Source organism: Pseudoalteromonas sp. OOF1S-7 (genome assembly GCF_022347765.1).
In the GTDB taxonomy this organism is placed as follows: domain Bacteria; phylum Pseudomonadota; class Gammaproteobacteria; order Enterobacterales; family Alteromonadaceae; genus Pseudoalteromonas.
This window is the reverse complement of sequence record NZ_JAKRFZ010000018.1, coordinates 74,123-91,284: the sequence shown is the minus strand read 5'-3', so window position 1 is coordinate 91,284 and position 17,162 is coordinate 74,123. Positions and strand designations below refer to the sequence as shown.

The 17,162-nt window shown below is 48.1% G+C and carries 10 protein-coding genes; 3 read left to right on the top strand and 7 right to left on the bottom strand.

Annotated elements, in window-relative coordinates; translation table 11 throughout:
* The 5 genes from MHN33_RS20150 to MHN33_RS20130 form a co-directional block, all read right to left on the bottom strand.
* Window positions 1-873: a GEVED domain-containing protein gene (locus MHN33_RS20150; protein WP_239400758.1), complete on the bottom strand. Its 873-nt coding sequence runs from the start codon at window positions 871-873 to the stop codon at window positions 1-3.
* Between the two features lie 10 nt (window positions 874-883).
* On the bottom strand, window positions 884-2,131 hold the full coding sequence (locus MHN33_RS20145) for a hypothetical protein (protein ID WP_239400756.1): 1,248 nt from the start codon (window positions 2,129-2,131) through the stop codon (window positions 884-886).
* 54 nt (window positions 2,132-2,185) lie between these two features.
* Entirely contained in the window at window positions 2,186-4,213 is a 2,028-nt protein-coding gene (locus tag MHN33_RS20140; RefSeq protein WP_239400754.1) for a Hint domain-containing protein, read from the bottom strand.
* 80 nt (window positions 4,214-4,293) lie between these two features.
* A complete protein-coding gene (locus MHN33_RS20135; protein WP_239400752.1) occupies window positions 4,294-7,659 on the bottom strand; it encodes a M4 family metallopeptidase in 3,366 nt (1,121 codons plus the stop codon).
* 370 nt (window positions 7,660-8,029) lie between these two features.
* Window positions 8,030-8,662, bottom strand: a complete 633-nt coding sequence (locus MHN33_RS20130; protein WP_239400750.1) for an arylesterase — start codon at window positions 8,660-8,662, stop codon at window positions 8,030-8,032.
* On the opposite strand from MHN33_RS20130, the gene MHN33_RS20125 reads away from it, so the two are divergent.
* Window positions 8,661-9,380, top strand: a complete 720-nt coding sequence (locus MHN33_RS20125; protein WP_239400748.1) for an ABC transporter ATP-binding protein — start codon at window positions 8,661-8,663, stop codon at window positions 9,378-9,380. The two genes, MHN33_RS20130 and MHN33_RS20125, sit on opposite strands and share 2 nt — an antisense overlap.
* Complete coding sequence (locus MHN33_RS20120; protein WP_239400746.1) at window positions 9,370-11,871, top strand: FtsX-like permease family protein; 2,502 nt, start codon at window positions 9,370-9,372, stop codon at window positions 11,869-11,871. Before MHN33_RS20125 ends, MHN33_RS20120 begins: the two co-directional genes overlap by 11 nt.
* 63 nt (window positions 11,872-11,934) lie before the next feature.
* Here MHN33_RS20120 and MHN33_RS20115 read toward each other — a convergent pair whose 3' ends face one another.
* Window positions 11,935-12,723: a penicillin-binding transpeptidase domain-containing protein gene (locus tag MHN33_RS20115; protein WP_239400744.1), complete on the bottom strand. Its 789-nt coding sequence runs from the start codon at window positions 12,721-12,723 to the stop codon at window positions 11,935-11,937.
* 76 nt (window positions 12,724-12,799) lie between these two features.
* Window positions 12,800-13,666, bottom strand: a complete 867-nt coding sequence (locus MHN33_RS20110) for an AraC family transcriptional regulator (RefSeq protein ID WP_239400742.1) — start codon at window positions 13,664-13,666, stop codon at window positions 12,800-12,802.
* A gap of 378 nt (window positions 13,667-14,044) precedes the next feature.
* Here MHN33_RS20110 and MHN33_RS20105 point away from each other — a divergent pair, with 378 nt between their 5' ends.
* Window positions 14,045-17,017: a TonB-dependent receptor gene (locus MHN33_RS20105; RefSeq protein ID WP_239400740.1), complete on the top strand. Its 2,973-nt coding sequence runs from the start codon at window positions 14,045-14,047 to the stop codon at window positions 17,015-17,017.
* Window positions 17,018-17,162 lie beyond the last annotated feature (145 nt).

The window sequence follows — 17,162 nt, the reverse complement described above, 5'->3', positions numbered from 1 at the left end:
TTAACGAACCGTTACAAGGTAGTCTTCGACTTCACCATATTGAATACGGGAGCAGGCGTTGTCTGAGCCACCACCTGCATCGGTTGCAATACGCATCAATGTAGTGCCTACTGGTACATCCGCCGGAATGTCCATGGTAAATTTGAACACCCCATCTGATGCTGATTTGTAGACCATTTCACTGTTGTCCAGCTGGCCATTGTGATCCCAGTCAACCCAGACGCGTGCAACGACATATGAAGGAAAGTCAGGTTCCAGATTGCCCGGCGTGATAGACACTTTGACGCTTCGGTTTGCGGGCAGCGTAGCCACTTTCCCTGACACCATAGTGTGTGCTTTGGTGCCCGATTGATGTTCGAAGTCTTCAATAGTGACCTTGGCTATCCATTCCCACTCGTTATCAAAACTGGCATTGTCGCAGTAGTTATGTGACAGCACAGTGGTTTTCAATGCCACAGGCTGATATTCTGGCGGCATAAGCGTACATGCCTGATTATCACTGGTACCGGCAACCCAGTTATAAGGATTGCTGAAGTCCTCATTGGCAAAGGTCACATATTGTGCTTTGCCCGCAGCGATTTTATCTGCCGAGAGCCAAAGCTCTTTAAGCTGGCGTAGCTTCTCTTCTTTGCTGACAATGTCACGGGTATCGAACATCTGCTCCCACAGCTCAACGAGTAAACCGTCGTAGCATTTTTGCATCCAGGCGAATCTGCCCTGAGCTTCTGTAACCGTTAGCATGTCACCAAGCTCGCTATAACGAGCAGCCTGTAGTTGGGCATCGCTGAGATCCTGCGCTTGTGCTGTGACGCCCAACAAGGGCAAGGCGAGGACGGCGGACACAATCGATGTGCTTATAGAAAACTTTTTCATAATGGTATCCTTACTTTAATACGTCACTGATAGCGCTGTAGTCGCGATAGTAAGCTAAGTTACCTGACTCATAGTCGAGGCAGTAATTTCCTTCAGGGTTGCGCTCACAGTAGTCAACCATATCTGCAAATAAGTTGGCATTGGCGCGACTGGATGTTTCGATTTCCTGTAGTTGATTCAGCTGCTCTGCGCTAAATTGCGCCGCGTAGTAGCGTTGTAGATTTTTCGCTCTGCGATAAGTGAGCCGCTCTTCAATCCACCGTGAAGTTAGCTCTTTAATAACGAGCTTTGTCAGGTAGTTGACCGGGATGTAGCCCGCATCCGGGATTAACTGTTGCAAACTTGCGCCAGAATCCAGATACTTTGCGACATAGCTATCAGTGATGTTGTAATCATCCAGTGAGTTAAACTGGTTGATGTAATCTGATTTCAAGTAGTTTACCGCGGCTTCGAACAGATTGAAGCATGGCTCCGGGTTCAGCAGCGTACAACGCATAATGCCATTAGGGATGATGTTCAACAGTCGATTTGGATCTCCGCCGCTCTGATAGCCGCTGATGGAAATTTTAACGGACTGTCTTTTTTCCTCATCAATTTTTTGCAGCTGGCCATCAACCTTGACCTTACCTATCCAGTCGACACTGAGATAGCCACCGATCTGGCGTTTGTCTTCCTCATTGCGATAATCAATTTTCATATTGATCACGACGTTGGAGCCGTAGGCAAAGCCCTGCACAAAGCCATCACCGAGGTTTGCCGCTTTATTGCCCGGATACGCCTGTGCCAGATCCGTTGCTGCCTGCGTTGGCTGGTAACCCCGGTCTGTATTTGGCATCAGGATGCGAGACTTAGGTTTGACCGACGAATACACAGTATAAGTACCTGTATAGCGGTCGGCACTGATGTCCTTGGCATAGTTTGCACCGGCGTCCACGCGCACGGCCGGGAATTTAAAGCCAGCATCGACCTTACCGTCGATAAGTTTGAGCGCTTGTTCATATCTCAGGTCAACGCCAACGCGAAAGTCGATGCTGGTATTACCCAGGTGCTCAACGGCCATGCCTTGTACAGACTGAATGCCCAGCAAGACATCGCCTTTACTTTGATGCGCTGTACCAAGGGGGACCAAATCGATGCTTTTAGCCTGGGCAGAAAGCGGGGCTAATTCGCTGAGTTTCTCTGGCATTTTGGTTGCCTGCGCGAATGCCTGGGATGTTGTAAGTGCCAGCGCAAGGCAAATGAATGGATTGTTATTCATTGTGTTCACTCCGTGAAGAGGCCCTTTGAGAGGCCTCACTGGTTTATTTCCTGTTTACTGGATGCTGTTCAGATAATCTTTGTGCCAGGCTTCAGGAATTCGATTCAGGACGTCCTGGGTCGTTTCTTCCTCGTCCTCAAATTCGTTGTCACTTTGCATAGCCAGATCACCGACCTGCAGGCCATTTGCAAACATTGAGAAAGTCTCACCGGTAATGTGTTTTGGATCATCAGCAGTGCGTGCCAGTTTGAGGTTGTACACATTGTCTTCGTACTTCACTTGCTCAATCTTAGTGACCAGTTCCAGACCATTGGCCGTGTGAATTCGATCCCCTCGTTGAACCTTATTAGCCCAGGCTGACAGACCTGACTGAGTGAGCACAGGATGCGACTCAGTGAGCAGCAGCTCTTTGCCAGAGTTTGTGGTGATTTTAATCATGGGTAAGGCTTCAACACCGATTGAGACGTCTTTGATTTCAAGCGGCATATGTGAGTCAGGCGCAAACTGACTCGCGCCAAGTACCAAGTCGCCAACCTGCAACTGTTCGATAGGCAGTTGCTTTCCATTAGCCAGCATGATCATCGAGCCTTTTGCCAGGCAGCTGTACACCATCTGCATGGGGGGATGATCAATATCGGTCCAGGTTTGCTCTTCTGGCATGTCTGTGCTGCCTACAACATAGGTGAAATTACGCAGACGCTTTCTGCCTCGCATTTCTTGCTCAACTTCAACCGACAGGTTCATGATCCAGTGCGCATCGGCATAGCGGCCATAGAGCGTTGCATCGCCAAATACCCCTTTTGAACGTGGGATGTTCCATGAGATGCGAGTGTAATCGTAGACATTGGCACCGACTTGCTTTTGCAGATATTTCAGTGAAATATGATCTGAGAATAGATGCTCTGAACCCTGGTAACCGCCTAACTTAGATGCACCACCGCCTTCTTTCGTCTGAATGAAAATTTCGGTGCCATGGTATAGGCCCATTGGTTGGGTGCCTGCAGGTTTGATGGCATAGCTCGGGTTACCATTGGCGTCATAAGTGACGTCTTTGGTGCTCCAGTCCGGGCGATAGATTTTAGTCACTTTGCCCATGACATCACGATAGCCAGAAAACGGTACAAGTACCTTTAGTTGGTCATTAGGGGTGCCACTAGGGTAGACCGCGTCGTAATCACAGTCATTGTACATACGGTTCAGGCAGATTTTGATCCGGTCGAGGGTTGGGTCGGCATTGATCTCTTTTAAATCAACCGGGTTGGTAATGGCACTTTCCAGGATTGCACCTTGCTGGATAGTCGGCATAGAAGATGAGGGGAGCGCTTCAGTCCAAGCTTGCGTTGACGCAGTGGCGTGTTTTAAGTTCTGACTGGCTGAGAGTGCATCCTGATAACCTAATTCCGCCAGCAATGTTTCTTTAGAATATTCGACGACAGTGTTTTTATCTTCCGCCACTTCATTGCCATTTTCGTCGATATAAACCACAGTTACCCAGGCATCTGCGAAGACTTGCTCAGCGGCAAGCAGTCTTGGCATAATATCGTTAAGCTTACCAAGCGAAGCAATATCCATGCGCTTTTTGGAAATGCCTTCGCCATAGTACTCTGCAAAACGAGGAATGGTGATGTCCTGGCCATTTTCGTCTATCAGCGCAATGTCGATAAAGGTATAGGTCGTCGAAGCAACTTCACTGTTGATGGCGGAGATCATTACATACTCTGTGCCTGCGGCGTCTTTAACGGCTCTCAAACCCATATGCTTGAAAAAAGAACACACTTTATCGGCGTTACAATTCGAACTGATACTATTGCTCAGGCTGTTAAGCTGCGCCGCCTGAGTGGTTTTCAAGCCAAATTGCTTGGACTGTTCGCGTTTTTCCAGCAGGTTGAACAAATGCGGTCGGTTACTTTTATTAAGGCCATGCTTACTCAGTCGTTGTTGTACTTTTTCTGCACTGCTCAATGCCTGAAATTGTAAAGTTGACTTAGGTAAAGCGGTGCTGTTTTCGGACAAAGGACTCGCTACAGTAGCAAGAGAAGCCCCTCCCAGAGCAGCGATGACTGCTAGGCTAACAAGTTTCATAAAGTTTCCTTTTTGATTGGTTTTATGAGGTAGCTCGTAGGCAAAGATACCTTTGCCTACATGACTGCGAGCGGTTTTAGTTAATATCGGGTGACTTTGATTTTCAGATCTTCAATTTCACCGTAATTAAATCGATTACAAGCGTCAGACTTATACTCATTGGCCGGACCCTCTTCTAGTTTAGAGCGCAATACAAACCACTTTGACCAGTCCCAGGTGCTGACATTGGGCAGCGTCAAGGATTTTGTGGCGCTGATCCGGCAATATTCTGAGCCGGAAATCGTGGTGCACTGACTATTGTCTATCCAATAGTTATAGTTTGGATCATTATCTAATCCGGATTCAGATGGGGTAAACTCATCGTTGCCATCTGCATCCAGCCAGATGGTGAAGCGCACATCACGGTTACCGTTTTGCAGTAAGTTCTCCGCAGTAGAGCGGGGCATCAGGTTTGTCATGATTTCGACACTGATATAGGTTCTTCTCTTAATATCGGTGCCGCTTAACGTGTTCAGACTGTACCCGTCACGGTTGAACCCGGTTGCAGCAGGCACATTGGCAATCAGCGTTGAGTAATTGAATAGCTTCATGTCGTCGATATAAATGACATCAGCATTGCTACCGTCACTGATTTTGGCTGGACAAGTGTTCGCAGGATCCAGTGAGATGCGGGTTTGCTTAGTATCAGCTTCGCTGTGATCGGCATACTGTATTTGTAGTGACACATCAAATTGACCACCGTTTGCAGGGTAGTCAATGATCCCGGGGTCACGTGCTGTACTGGTACGGTTATCGAAGCCGAACTGCCAAAAGAATTGCGGGCTTTTAGCGTCGTTAACCTGAGAGGTATTGGTGAATTTAACTCGATTGCCTTCCAGATATTGAATGTCAAAATCCGAGATCAGAGGCAAGTTCTTAGAATCGACATCCAGCATGATATCAACGACCTGACCATGGTCCACCACACCGCATGCGTCCAGAAATGAATAGTCAGTGTCGTTGCTGGTAATGGCGATACGCAACAAGCCAAGACCCGCACTAGCAGATTGATCTAGCGTAAATGTAGTACTGTTGCCCGTGATATTTTGATTCGAAAGGAGTGCTTCATTGCTTTCCATCAGCCCGTTCTTGTTGTAGTCAAAGTACACAGAGACAAGCTTGCCGCTGAGATCCTGTGAAAAACTCAGTGTGTGTTCTCGTGGTTTAGCCACAGGCCATGGCGTGTCCAGGTTAGCTCTGTATCCGGCATTGAGTCCTGACAGCGTATTGTTATTGATGGACACAGTGCTGGTGTGTAATACCGCATTATTCATGTAAGGCTCACAGCGCATTGCCGCCGGGCGACTGTAAAAGTGATGATAGGCCGACTGAGTTGCCTGGCTACCATTTTGATCCTCGGTGGTGACATTGACAGAGAATCGGATTAGGGTGTCTTCAACAACCTGGCTGCTGCGCTGTATAAAGGGGTAGATTGGTGTGTTACTGTCGCGCTGCCAGCTGTCTGTCTGACCATCCCCCCAGTTTACTTCTATGTTGCGAATGCTATCTTGGTCGATGCGGCTTAAATCATAACTGGCCTGGTTGTAGTTAAGCCATACATCGGCATCTAAAGTGGATAGTCCAATGTCAGTAGAGATGCCCACACCTGCAAGGCTGAGTGATACGTCTGTCTTTATCTGGCTCTCTGATTTATTGCCGACCTGAATATGAGGGGTTTGATCAATCAGGCAGAACCCAAACTCATTCAAAGACATACCAGAAAATAAGCAGCCAGACGTGTTGGCGCGTAAGAATAAACGATAGGCTTGTTGGATGGTCCATCCCTGCGTTTTGACAAGTTCATAAAACGCTTTTCTTAATACTCCCCCATTATCGTGTCCTGTTTTGGCAGTCGTATAATCTTTAACGTGATCTATGCTCCTGCCGTCCCAGGAAGGCAATTCGAAAAAACGTGCCGCTTTATCCTGTGGAAACACATCCCAGCCATACCACCATTTGCGGTTTTTGGTGTATAAGCCGGCTTGTTCGCGAAATTGATCAGTAAATGCCTGAGACTGGGTGTAAGCGCCAGATGCGGTATGCTGATAGTAGTCGAGTATCGCGATCGCAGCAATATCGGATAGTCCTTCGTTAATGGCGCTGTCGACGTTTTCTCTTCCCAGTCCTGAGTTCCACTCGGTAATAGCATGAGCGATTTCATGTGCAGCAATGCTCATGCCGGTCAAAGCAAAATACTCATATCCACCGTTACCCGAGCCATAATTAACAAATTCACCATCCCAGGAAGCAGAGTTTGTACCAAAAATGGTATTGCGATTGACTTTTTGGGAGAGCGATTTGATACAGTAGCCGCTGCTGTCACAGTCTTGACTCTGCTGTGGATATAAGGTCTTGAGTTGATTGTGGAAGTACTGCATAACCAGGCCTGCGTTAAAGTGCGCTTCGTTTGCCGGGCTATAGCTGTAGTAGGCGTTAAATGTTTGGTCAATTTGCTGTTTGACAAAGTTTTCGTTGTTGCTCTGGCATGTATATGCAACCGGAGTTACTTCGGAGACCGCAGCGTCGTAAGTCACCACGTAAGGGTTATCCAAAATACAGTTGTTGCCTTCTTTTTTTACGACAAATGGATAGCCATTAAACTCCGAAAAAATAGCAGACGGATCCGAGTCTTCAAATCTGAGCTCTGCGCCTACCGGAGCAATGTCATCAAATTGATAACTGGTGCAGTTTTGCATGCTGCCAGGGCTCGGGGAGTAGCATATAGCGCCCATCTTATCGTTTCCACCTATACCACCTCCCGCAACATAGCCTGCGCTTGTCAGTGACTCCTGAGAGAAGGCAAACGACATATTGTAAGATGTAGAAAGGACAGCCAGTTCGTTGCCATCGAGCAGTATCTTCTCTTTTCTATCCTTGAATGTTGCTAAAACTTCGACAACAGGGATCAGAGTATCGCTTTTTAATAAGAACGCCTTTTTGTAACTATATTTGGTAACGCCATTCAGCCCGGGCTGTGCTTCAATGTGCTGACTTAGTTGCACGTCTGCCATGTTATGAAACCGAGCCTGTCCCTGAGGGAGCGTCCCGGATATCAGGTTACCCATCGCCTGGCGGATCTTGCCATTTTTGTTACGTATAATGACCAGGTTACTTGATAATACCGGATAATTTCCAACATAAGCACGATAGTGCTCATAAGTTGTGGAGGCGCCCGTTCTTTTTGTTAATTTGTAGTGAACATTATGCGCTTTTTGCACTGTTGAAAGTAATTCTGTCTCACGCGTTGGTGCTATGCCGTGTTGGAAGTGACTTTCTGAAATAACCTGCTCCAGGCCATCCCACAGAAATTGCTTGTTATGCAGCGTTTGAGATTTGATGTCAGCGAATGCGCTGGAAATGGGCAGCGCAGCAACACCTAAACCAAACAAGTACCTCAAATGTTTCATATCGTTCGTCCTTAATACGTGTCAATAAATGACCTTGATTAGTTGAAAAACTCTAATTTCAATGTTGCCAGTATATAAATTAAATAGATTGTTGCAAATGTTTATTTTATGTTCCTTGTGTGTTTATTTTTGGTTTGTTTTTAAGTCTGCAATAAACGTGTAGCAAGTGTCTTCCCATGTCATTGTTTTTATTTTGGCAGCGCAAGAAATGGCAGATTGTGGATTGCGATCAGTGAAAGAAATATTTCTTAGTTGGGTAATCTTAGCAGTGTAATAATTCTGTTAAAGTCAGTGACGAAGAGGAGGGCTTGATCTACTTTTACCATGCGATGTAGATCAAGCGAATTAGTTTTGATAGCTGATTCAGTGTCTATGGTGTGGTGTGTACAAGCCATTGTGTTAAGCGATCGTACATGAAATCCCGAATGATAGGCTGCGCTTTTTCATTGGGGTGTAAGTTATCGTTTTGCATCAGACTGCGGTCTGCAGCAATGGGCAGCATAAAGTAATCCATTAAATAAGCGCCGGTTTGTTCTGCTACCAGAGGATAGCTATCGGCAAACAGGGTACTGTAGCGTTTACCGTAATTGGGTGGGATCTGGATCTGCATTAAAGCCACCTTGGCACCACTGGCCTGACTTTTATCAACCAGTGATCGTAAATGTTTGCGGATCAGCTTAGGTGGGAACCCCCGCAGGCCATCGTTGGCACCCAGCTCTATGAGTACATGGCTGGGCTGGTGGTTTTCAAGTTGCTTGTCTATGGTCAGCAGCGCATTATCTGTGGTTTGTCCCGAGACACTGGTATTGACCAGAGTGATCGCTTTTTGCTCTGTCTCGTATTTATTTTGTAACAAATTAACCCAGGACGGTGCTTGTTTGAGACCATAACCGGCGCTTAAGCTATCACCAATGATCATAATTTTGGTATCGTTGGCGTTCGCTTTTAATACGAAAAGTGTGCCGAAGATCAATACCACCAGTTGTAGGAAAAATCGCATCATGTCAGTGCTTTCTCAGTTAAATATAATTCAGGTTAAGGCGTTGGGTAAAACCGTCAGTACCTTTGAGGGTGACCTCACTATCCTTAGCGATATCAATTTTTCTGTCAAGTCAGGGGAGTCTGTGGCTGTGGTTGGCACGTCTGGCTCGGGAAAATCAACCTTACTCAGCTTGTTGGCTGGTCTGGATATTGCCAGTAAGGGCGAAGTCTATCTGGACGGCGAAGCGCTTCACAAACTTGATGAAGAGCAACGCGCTCGACTCAGAGCTGAGAAAGTCGGCTTTGTGTTTCAGTCGTTTATGCTGGTACAAAGCCTGACTGCATTGGAAAATGTGATGCTACCTGCTGAGCTCGCCGGTGAAAAAAATGCTCGTGAGCAGGCACAGGCGCTACTGGAAAAAGTGGGGCTGGCACACCGGGTCGGCCATTATCCTTCGCAACTGTCGGGCGGAGAACAACAACGTGTTGCGATTGCACGTGCATTTATCGGCACCCCTAAAATCCTTTTTGCCGATGAACCATCTGCAAATCTGGACTCTAAGAATGGTCATTTAATTGAAAGCCTGTTGTTTGACTTAAATAAGCAACACGGGACGACGCTCATCTTGGTAACACACGACGAAGACCTGGCAAAGCAATGCGATCGTATCATTCATATCGAGGGCGGTCAGCTGGCAACCATCCGTGACGGAGAAGGAGTAGCGGTACATGTGGGCTAAACTGGCGCTGAGGTTATTTTTTCGGGAGCTGCGTCGAGGTGAGCTGACCATCATCTTTGCGGCTATTTCGCTGGCGGTGCTAACGGTCTTTAGTTTAAGCTCAGTGACCGAACGGATCCGCCTTAATATTGAACAAAAATCTGCGGATTTCATCGCGGCAGACCGTCGTCTGTCCAGTAACCATGAACTGGATGAGAATTATCTCAAAGTGGCGCAAGATTTTGGCCTGGAAACAGCACAAAATATCTACTTTGACTCCATGCTGTTCGCAGACGATGAGCTGGTTTTGGGCTCAATCAAAGCGGTCAGCGACAATCATCCATTGCGCGGCAAAATAACCCTCAAAGACGTCCTTGAGGGTGAGCAATATGAAGTTGCAGCAGCACCAGGCCAGGGCGAAGCCTGGCTGAGTGAAGGGCTGTTTTATACACTTGGACTCAAAGTCGGTGACAAGGTCGAAATTGGTGCCGGCATGTTTACCGTGACTAAGGTGCTGGTGCAAGAACCCGATGCCGCATTTTTCTCACTGGCGGGTAACAAACGTGTGTTGTTAAATATTGCGGATATTCCTGCGACGCAAGCCGTTCAGCCTGGCAGTGATGTGTTTTACAGGCTGCTGTTTGCCGGAGATGAGCTGTTGCTCAAAGACTACTACGTTTGGCTAAAGCCTCAGCTCAGAGAAAATCAGAGCTGGCAGGGAATTAAAGACCGCCAGTCACCTTTGGGTGAGAACCTGGAACGCTCAGAGCGATTTTTATTACTGGCTGGGTTATTCGGCATTATGCTGGCAGCGGTGGCCATGGCTGTGTCTGCCAAACGCTACTGTGAACGTCAGTACGATCCGGTTGCTATGATGAAAACACTGGGTGGCAGTCGTGGTACCATTAAACGTATCTTCCTGATGCATCTGTCGCTTGTGACGGTCAGCTCGTTGTTGATTGGTCTGGCGATAGGTTATGGGCTACAGGAAGTCGCGGTTGACTATCTCACACAATTTGTTGCCAATGAGCTGCCCGCTGCCGGATTTAGACCCTGGTTGCTGTCGATTGCCATTGGTGTTGTGTGTGCCCTGATGTTTTCGCTAAAACCTTTACTGGATCTGTTCGACATTCCGCCTTTGCGAGTACTCAGAAGAAGCCTGGGCGACAAGCTGGCCGTTAGCCGGGTGCATATGGCGCTGTCGGTGGGCACCATCTTTATGCTGATGTGGTTGTTCAGTGGGGATATTAAAACCACGCTGTTATTGTTTGCCGGCACCGCGACTTTGATGGGCGTACTGTTTGGTTTATCCCGACTGTTTTTCAGCGCAGGGCGCAAACTGGGGCTGAGTCCGGGTAACAGCTGGTCGCTGGCGATTGCGACACTGCAAAAACGGGCTAATGCAAATGCCATACAGCTGATCAGCTTTGCACTTGCCATCAAGCTGATGTTATTCCTGTTTGTGCTTAAAAATGACATGATTTCCGACTGGCAAATGCAGGTGCCAGAAGATGCACCCAATGCGTTTTTGATCAACATTGGCGAGCGTGATGTTGATCAGTTCAAGCAATTTTTTGCTGAGCAGAGCATTCATCACGAGGCGTTTTATCCGGTTTTCCGGGGTCGGGTCAATGCGCTGAACGGAGAAGCGTTTGCACGCCGGGTATCTAAGCAGGAGGGCGAGGAGCAGCAAGAGGATGCCCGCAGTGGCGTTGGCCGTGAACTCAACTTGACCTGGACCGATACTTTGCCGGATGGCAATGAAATTCTCGAAGGGCAGTGGTTTGAACAAACGGATGAATTACAGGTTTCTGTGTTTGAGGGCACAGCCGAGCGGGTTGGAATTGAACTGGGCGACACCTTAACCTTTTTGGTCAATACCCAGACTTTCGAAGCGAAAGTAACCAGTATTCGCAGTGTGGACTGGGGCACACTCAAGCCGAACTTTGTGATGATCTTTAATCCTGCCATGGCGCAGCGCCTGCCGGTAACCTATTTCACGGCAGCCAAGCTCGAAGACCATCATATTCGTCCAGTCAGCCGGGTGCTATTACAGTATCCAACTGTCAGTATGATAGACATTAAGAACAACATCGCCCAGGTGCAGTCGATGATAGCCCAGGTGTCTCTGGCAATTGGCTTTGTGTTGTCAATTGTACTTATCAGCGGGGCATTGGTTCTGATATCTCAGGTACAGGCGAGTCTGGCCGAGCGGATGCAGGAAGTGGTGATCCTGCGGACACTGGGTGCGAGAGGTAAGTTGATTAAACTGGCAACCCTGTATGAGTTTTTGTTGCTTGGGGCGCTGGCAGGGTTGGTTGCGGCTTTAGTCAGTGATGTTACTTTATTTATCATTCAGCAGCAGTTGTTTGGGGTCGATGGGCGTTTACATCCTTATGTCTGGTTGTTGGGCCCGGTTTCGGGTGCCGTGTTTGTAGCCTTTATCGGCTACTTTATGGTGGCGCATACCATGCGGCAAAATACCCAGGGGTTATTGCGCAAGGTCGCCTGATAGCAATCCTTGGTTCGTTGCGGCTTGTGTTGCTACCGACACAAGCCACTCACCTTCTTCGCTTTATATAATGCCCATCTCATGTAATGTTGCTTTGGCGATTTCTACCCGGGTCGCGGCGATTTCTTTGAAGTTTTTAGCGTCTATGTTGAAGGCAAAGTAATGACGACCTTGTGGGTTCTCGACCATGCCAACGTACCAGCCTAAGTACTTACCTTTGGCCACCGGGCCTGTGCCCGTTTTCGCATATAGCTTACTGTCAGCCGTTTGTTCTTGTAAGAAAATGTTGTTAAACGCCTCGTAGGTGGTGGGCTTTAGATTGAAAGCATGCGACTGCAATCGGCGCAAAAACTCGACTTGTTCGACTGCGCTGAGTTTAATGCTGCTGTTTAGCCAGAATTTGTCGTGTGGCCCGCTGATATCGCGATTGCCATACTTAAAATCATCCAGATATTTTTGCATAACTTGTTTGCTCAGCAGATTGGTCCAGGTCTGATACAGCGGCAAAGCGGAATATTTGAATGCTGCCTGTGGCGTGATTGAGTCGGCACGCCAGGCGTTGAACCACCAACTTTTTGCCGGATAGGTCTGCAAATCTATCTGATAACTCTGATCGGGCTTGATGGTCCCTGTATCCAGTAAGATCAGGGTATTGGGAATTTTATAGGTAGAGAATGGGGTGTATGCTTGGTGCGCCCGAGACTGATTTATAAATTGCCATTGTTGCGTATGCTCGCTGTAAACCGCCATGGTGCAGGCCTGTCCGTCCTCGCAGGCCGGTTGCGTTGCAGGCGTTGAAAGTACACTTGCAGCGAGCAGTGGTGTCAGGGAAAGAGCTGTCAGTAGTGGCATGGGATTGTCCTTAGTTTTTATAGTTAGGTCGCGCCTATCATATGTGGGTCCCCTTACCTTAACCTGAATACAGGCTTTAAATCAGGGCTTTTTGTTGTACCCGGGCACGAAACTGGCTGGGTGTGCACTGCTTGATTGCCAGAAATCGACGATTAAAATTAGAGAGGTTATTGAAGCCACACTGATCGCTTATCACCGTGATCGGGGCTTTGGTTTTGAGCAATAGTTTACAGGCTTTAGCAATCCTGAGCTGGTTGATAAACTCAGTGACTGTGCACTCCGTACGTTTTTTGAAGAAGCGGTGGAAGTGGTTCGTGCTCATGTGGGCTTGCCTGGCGAGCAGCTCCGCACTGAGAGATTCTGTGTAATTGTCGTAGATATAATTAATCACATGATCGAACTTGTCCTTTGCCGGGTCCAGTTGTTTGGCAAAGCTAAACTCCATGGTGGAGAGTGTTTGATATGGACTGTTAGCCATCAAATTGAGCAGCTGGAACAGCAAAATATAGCGCACCAGTGGCGTGGCATCTTGCATTTTTTTGAACAGTTTTTCGCTTTTTTTGGCCGTTTTCTGGTTAAAGCTTAACCCACATTTAGCATGATCCAGTAAGGTATGCAGTCCCTGTAGTTCGGGGTTCTGTTGTAACTGTTGTTGCAGCCATTGCGCGGGGATCTGTGCCACATGGACAAGATGCTGGCTGCCATCGGCATTGTCGCGAGACTGCCAGGTATGAGGCAGCTCTGGCCCGAGTAATACCAGATCATAGTTTGTGTAGGGGGCGATATGATCCCCAATATGACACATGCCCTGACTATTGAGTGTCAGGCAAATTTCATATTCCGGGTGGTAGTGCCAGTTGAACGGGATTTCATCTAGCTGATAGAGGCAGTAGCGCCATGAGCAATTATGAGACGGAATGACTTTTTCACACATTGCTTTCATTGTATTGCTCCTTCACGTTAGTCAGCTGATGGTCATTTGTGCACACTCTGTGCGCCAAAATTAGGTTTGCTTTGCTATCTTCGCGTCCTCAATCATGAAAGGTAATGCATTTCACTTCTATTTTAATATTATCCTATCCAATACCAACAAAAAGGTACAAAGTATTAACATAGGTTAAATGGAAGCATGCATAATGCGCGCAGATAGCCGGTCATTTAGTTGTGGGTTCAAAATGACAGCGCTGTTATCTGATAGATTTGTACCGATATGAGTTTGAAAATGCAAACTTATAAGTTACAAGCCTGTTCAAATAGGGAAAGTGCCTGATGATTATTTCGCCAGGCGACCATCTTAATAATGCAGAATAAGAGGAAGAAGATGAAACACAGCAATGCAGCATTCAGATTGTCTCGCATTTCATTTGCGGTGACAGCCGCCGTGATCTCGAGCACCGCCTTTGTTGCGCCGGTTCAGGCCGAGCAAGAAGAGACAGTAGAAGTCATTGAAGTTCGAGGGATCCGTGCTTCGACTGAGAAAAGTCTTAATACTAAACGCTTTGCGGATGGTGTTGTTGACTCTATCACCGCAGAGGACATAGGTAAGCTGCCGGATGTGACGATTGCGGATTCATTGCAACGGGTTCCGGGTATCCAAATTCGCCGCAGCGCCGGTGAAGGTTCAACGATTAATGTACGGGGTATGCCTCAGGTAACCACGTTACTCAACGGTGAGCAATTTCTCAGTGCGGGTTCTCTGACGACGGTACAGCCAGACTTTACTGATATTCCCTCGAGTCTGGTTGGTGCCATGGATGTTATGAAATCGCCTACTGCGGATACTCTGGCGGGGGGGATTTCTGGTACTGTTGACTTGAAGACCCGTAAGCCTTTTGACTTAGAAGAAGGGTTCAGCGGTGCGGCATTGGTGGAAGCATCACGAGGTTCTTATTCAAAAGAAACCGACCCTAAAACTATGATTGCGGCCGGCTACAATGCCGAGCGCTTTGCCGTACTGGCAACGCTGACCAGAGACGAAGTAAATCTGGCAAATTATCGTTTTGGTTCGACAAACCATGGCTGGGGCTATGCGCCACAAGAGGACGGCGGATGCTGGTATTGCCCCGCAGGTGATATCAATGGCGACGGTGATACGGATGACGCCGAATTCACTTACGTCAGCTATGGTATGGTTAACCGCTTTACAGAGCGTGAGCGCACTGGTGGTAGCCTAAGTTTTCAGGCACAGATCAATGATAATTTTGAGCTCAGTGCTGATGTTTTTTACACCAAAATGGATGACGCAGATCGTCAGCGTGGCTTGATGGCTGATAACGCCTGGGGTGGCCACTGGGACTGGCAGGAACAGCATGATGCCACTGATCGCGGTAAAACCGATGGTGGATATAATTTGTATACGGCCCAGGATATTACGCTGCATGCACCACGGGTAGTTGCACACTCGGAAAGCCACACCAATGAGCGTGAATCGACCAACTATAACTTTGAGCTGACTTACAAAGGCGATGGCAATTTCTCGGGTAAGATGCGCCTGATCACGGCCGATGCAGAGCGTATGCACACAGAAAACGTTGCTCAGGGTTATATGACCAGTGGTCTGGCGCACAACCTACGTCGTAACGAGGGCAATGGTCCGATCGCGGTAAACCCCGGCGGTTATGGTCCAGGTACGGTACCGGTCAGGCTAAATTATCAGGGTGACCACCCGGTCTTACTGCCGCCCAGTGAACTGCAGGGGGAAGTGTTTGGCTCTAACATGAATCGTTATTCTGTCGTGTCTACTTACTCTGAGAACAATTTTAACGAAGATGCCAGTTTGGATATTTTACGTCTTGATGGGGAATACGTGTTCGAAGATATGGGCTCACTGACTAAAATGAGTTTTGGTGCTCGTTTGGGTAACCGTGATGTGACGCGTGAGCAGTACGTCTTACTGGCCCCCTTCAGTAACCCGGTGGGGGAAGGCAGTGTCGATGTGATGTGGAAAGACCAGGGTCTGGCCGCATTTGATACGGATGGCAGTGGTGGCGTGCCCAGCGCTTCTGATGGCGATCTGACCATGGGTTATGATACCCCTTATACGTTCGACAAACTGCCTCAAGGCTGGATCCACCAGGTTTCTGACTTTGGTCCGGTGAATGGGGGGAGTTATTACTTTATCGACCCGCGCCAGCTTGACGACCCATTCGCATTCCAGGATCAGCTTTATCCTGGTAATAAAAAAGGCGGCGTTCCGGGCAGTACTTATGAGGTTGAAGAAGAAACACAAACCCTCTACTGGCGCGCCGATTTCTCCAGCGATTTGTACACTGCTAATGTCGGTTTCCAGTACATTAAAACCGATCTTGAGATACTGCAAAATGTCGTTGGCGACTCTATTTGTGTAAACTGTCCGGGCTCTGTGGCGTCGGATGGCGGTGATATTAATACCAGTAAGTCGTTCAGTGACTTCCTGCCTTCACTGAATCTGGCAGTAAACCTCAGTGATGATCTGATCTTCCGTTCAGCCTGGGGTAAGACCATGACGCGTCTGGACTTAGGTGCGATTGCTGGTGGTTTGCAGGTGAGCCGTTCACGTGCGGGGGATGATCTGGCAGCTCGGGAAGGTATTTCTCCGGATCTGCTGATTGCCACCAATGCCACCATGCAGGGTAACCCTGAACTTGAACCATGGCGTGCCACCAACACCGATCTTGCGCTGGAATGGTACTTCTCACCCAGTGCTTTAATCAGTGTTGGTGTATTCAACATTCAGCTGAAATCCTTCATTGAAACCAGCACCTGGACCATGCCACTGGCTGATGCCGATGGTGTTGTGCGCCGTGACGTGAATGTAACCGGCCAGGTCAATGGCCAGGGCGGCACAATGAATGGTGCCGAGTTTACCTATCAACAGGCATTCGACTTCCTGCCGGGATTCTGGAGCGGATTTGGTGCTGCATTCAACTACACCTATTCAGACAGTGAAAGTGGTCGGGTAGACTTTTATGGTGAAGCCCTGCCGCTGGTAGACAACTCAAAGGAATCATCTAACGCGGTGCTGTGGTATGAAAAAGATGGCTTCCAGTTCCGTCTAGCTGCAAATCACCGTTCTAAACGGTTGGCGCAGGTCACGACTACAGGCGGTATGGGGGACACGGCTATCTGGACCGAACCGACAACTTATCTTGATGTTTCGGCCAGCTATGACGTCACTGATTACCTGACCGTTTATATGTCGGGCAGTAACCTGACAGAAGAGTACGAAACGAACTACGCACAGTGGAAAGACAATCGTATTTCACAAAACGTTTATGAGCGTCGTCTGACACTGGGTGTCCGCGGCCGCTGGTAATTCTCCCTCGGGCCTGAGTAGGTGGTTCAGGCCTTTTCCATTTTCTTGAGCATGATAACAGAGCGTTGTGCAGTATTTTCATAGCTGAGCCAACATACCTGATGTTTTCTCATGCTACTTGCATATCTAACCTGAGTATTGCCAT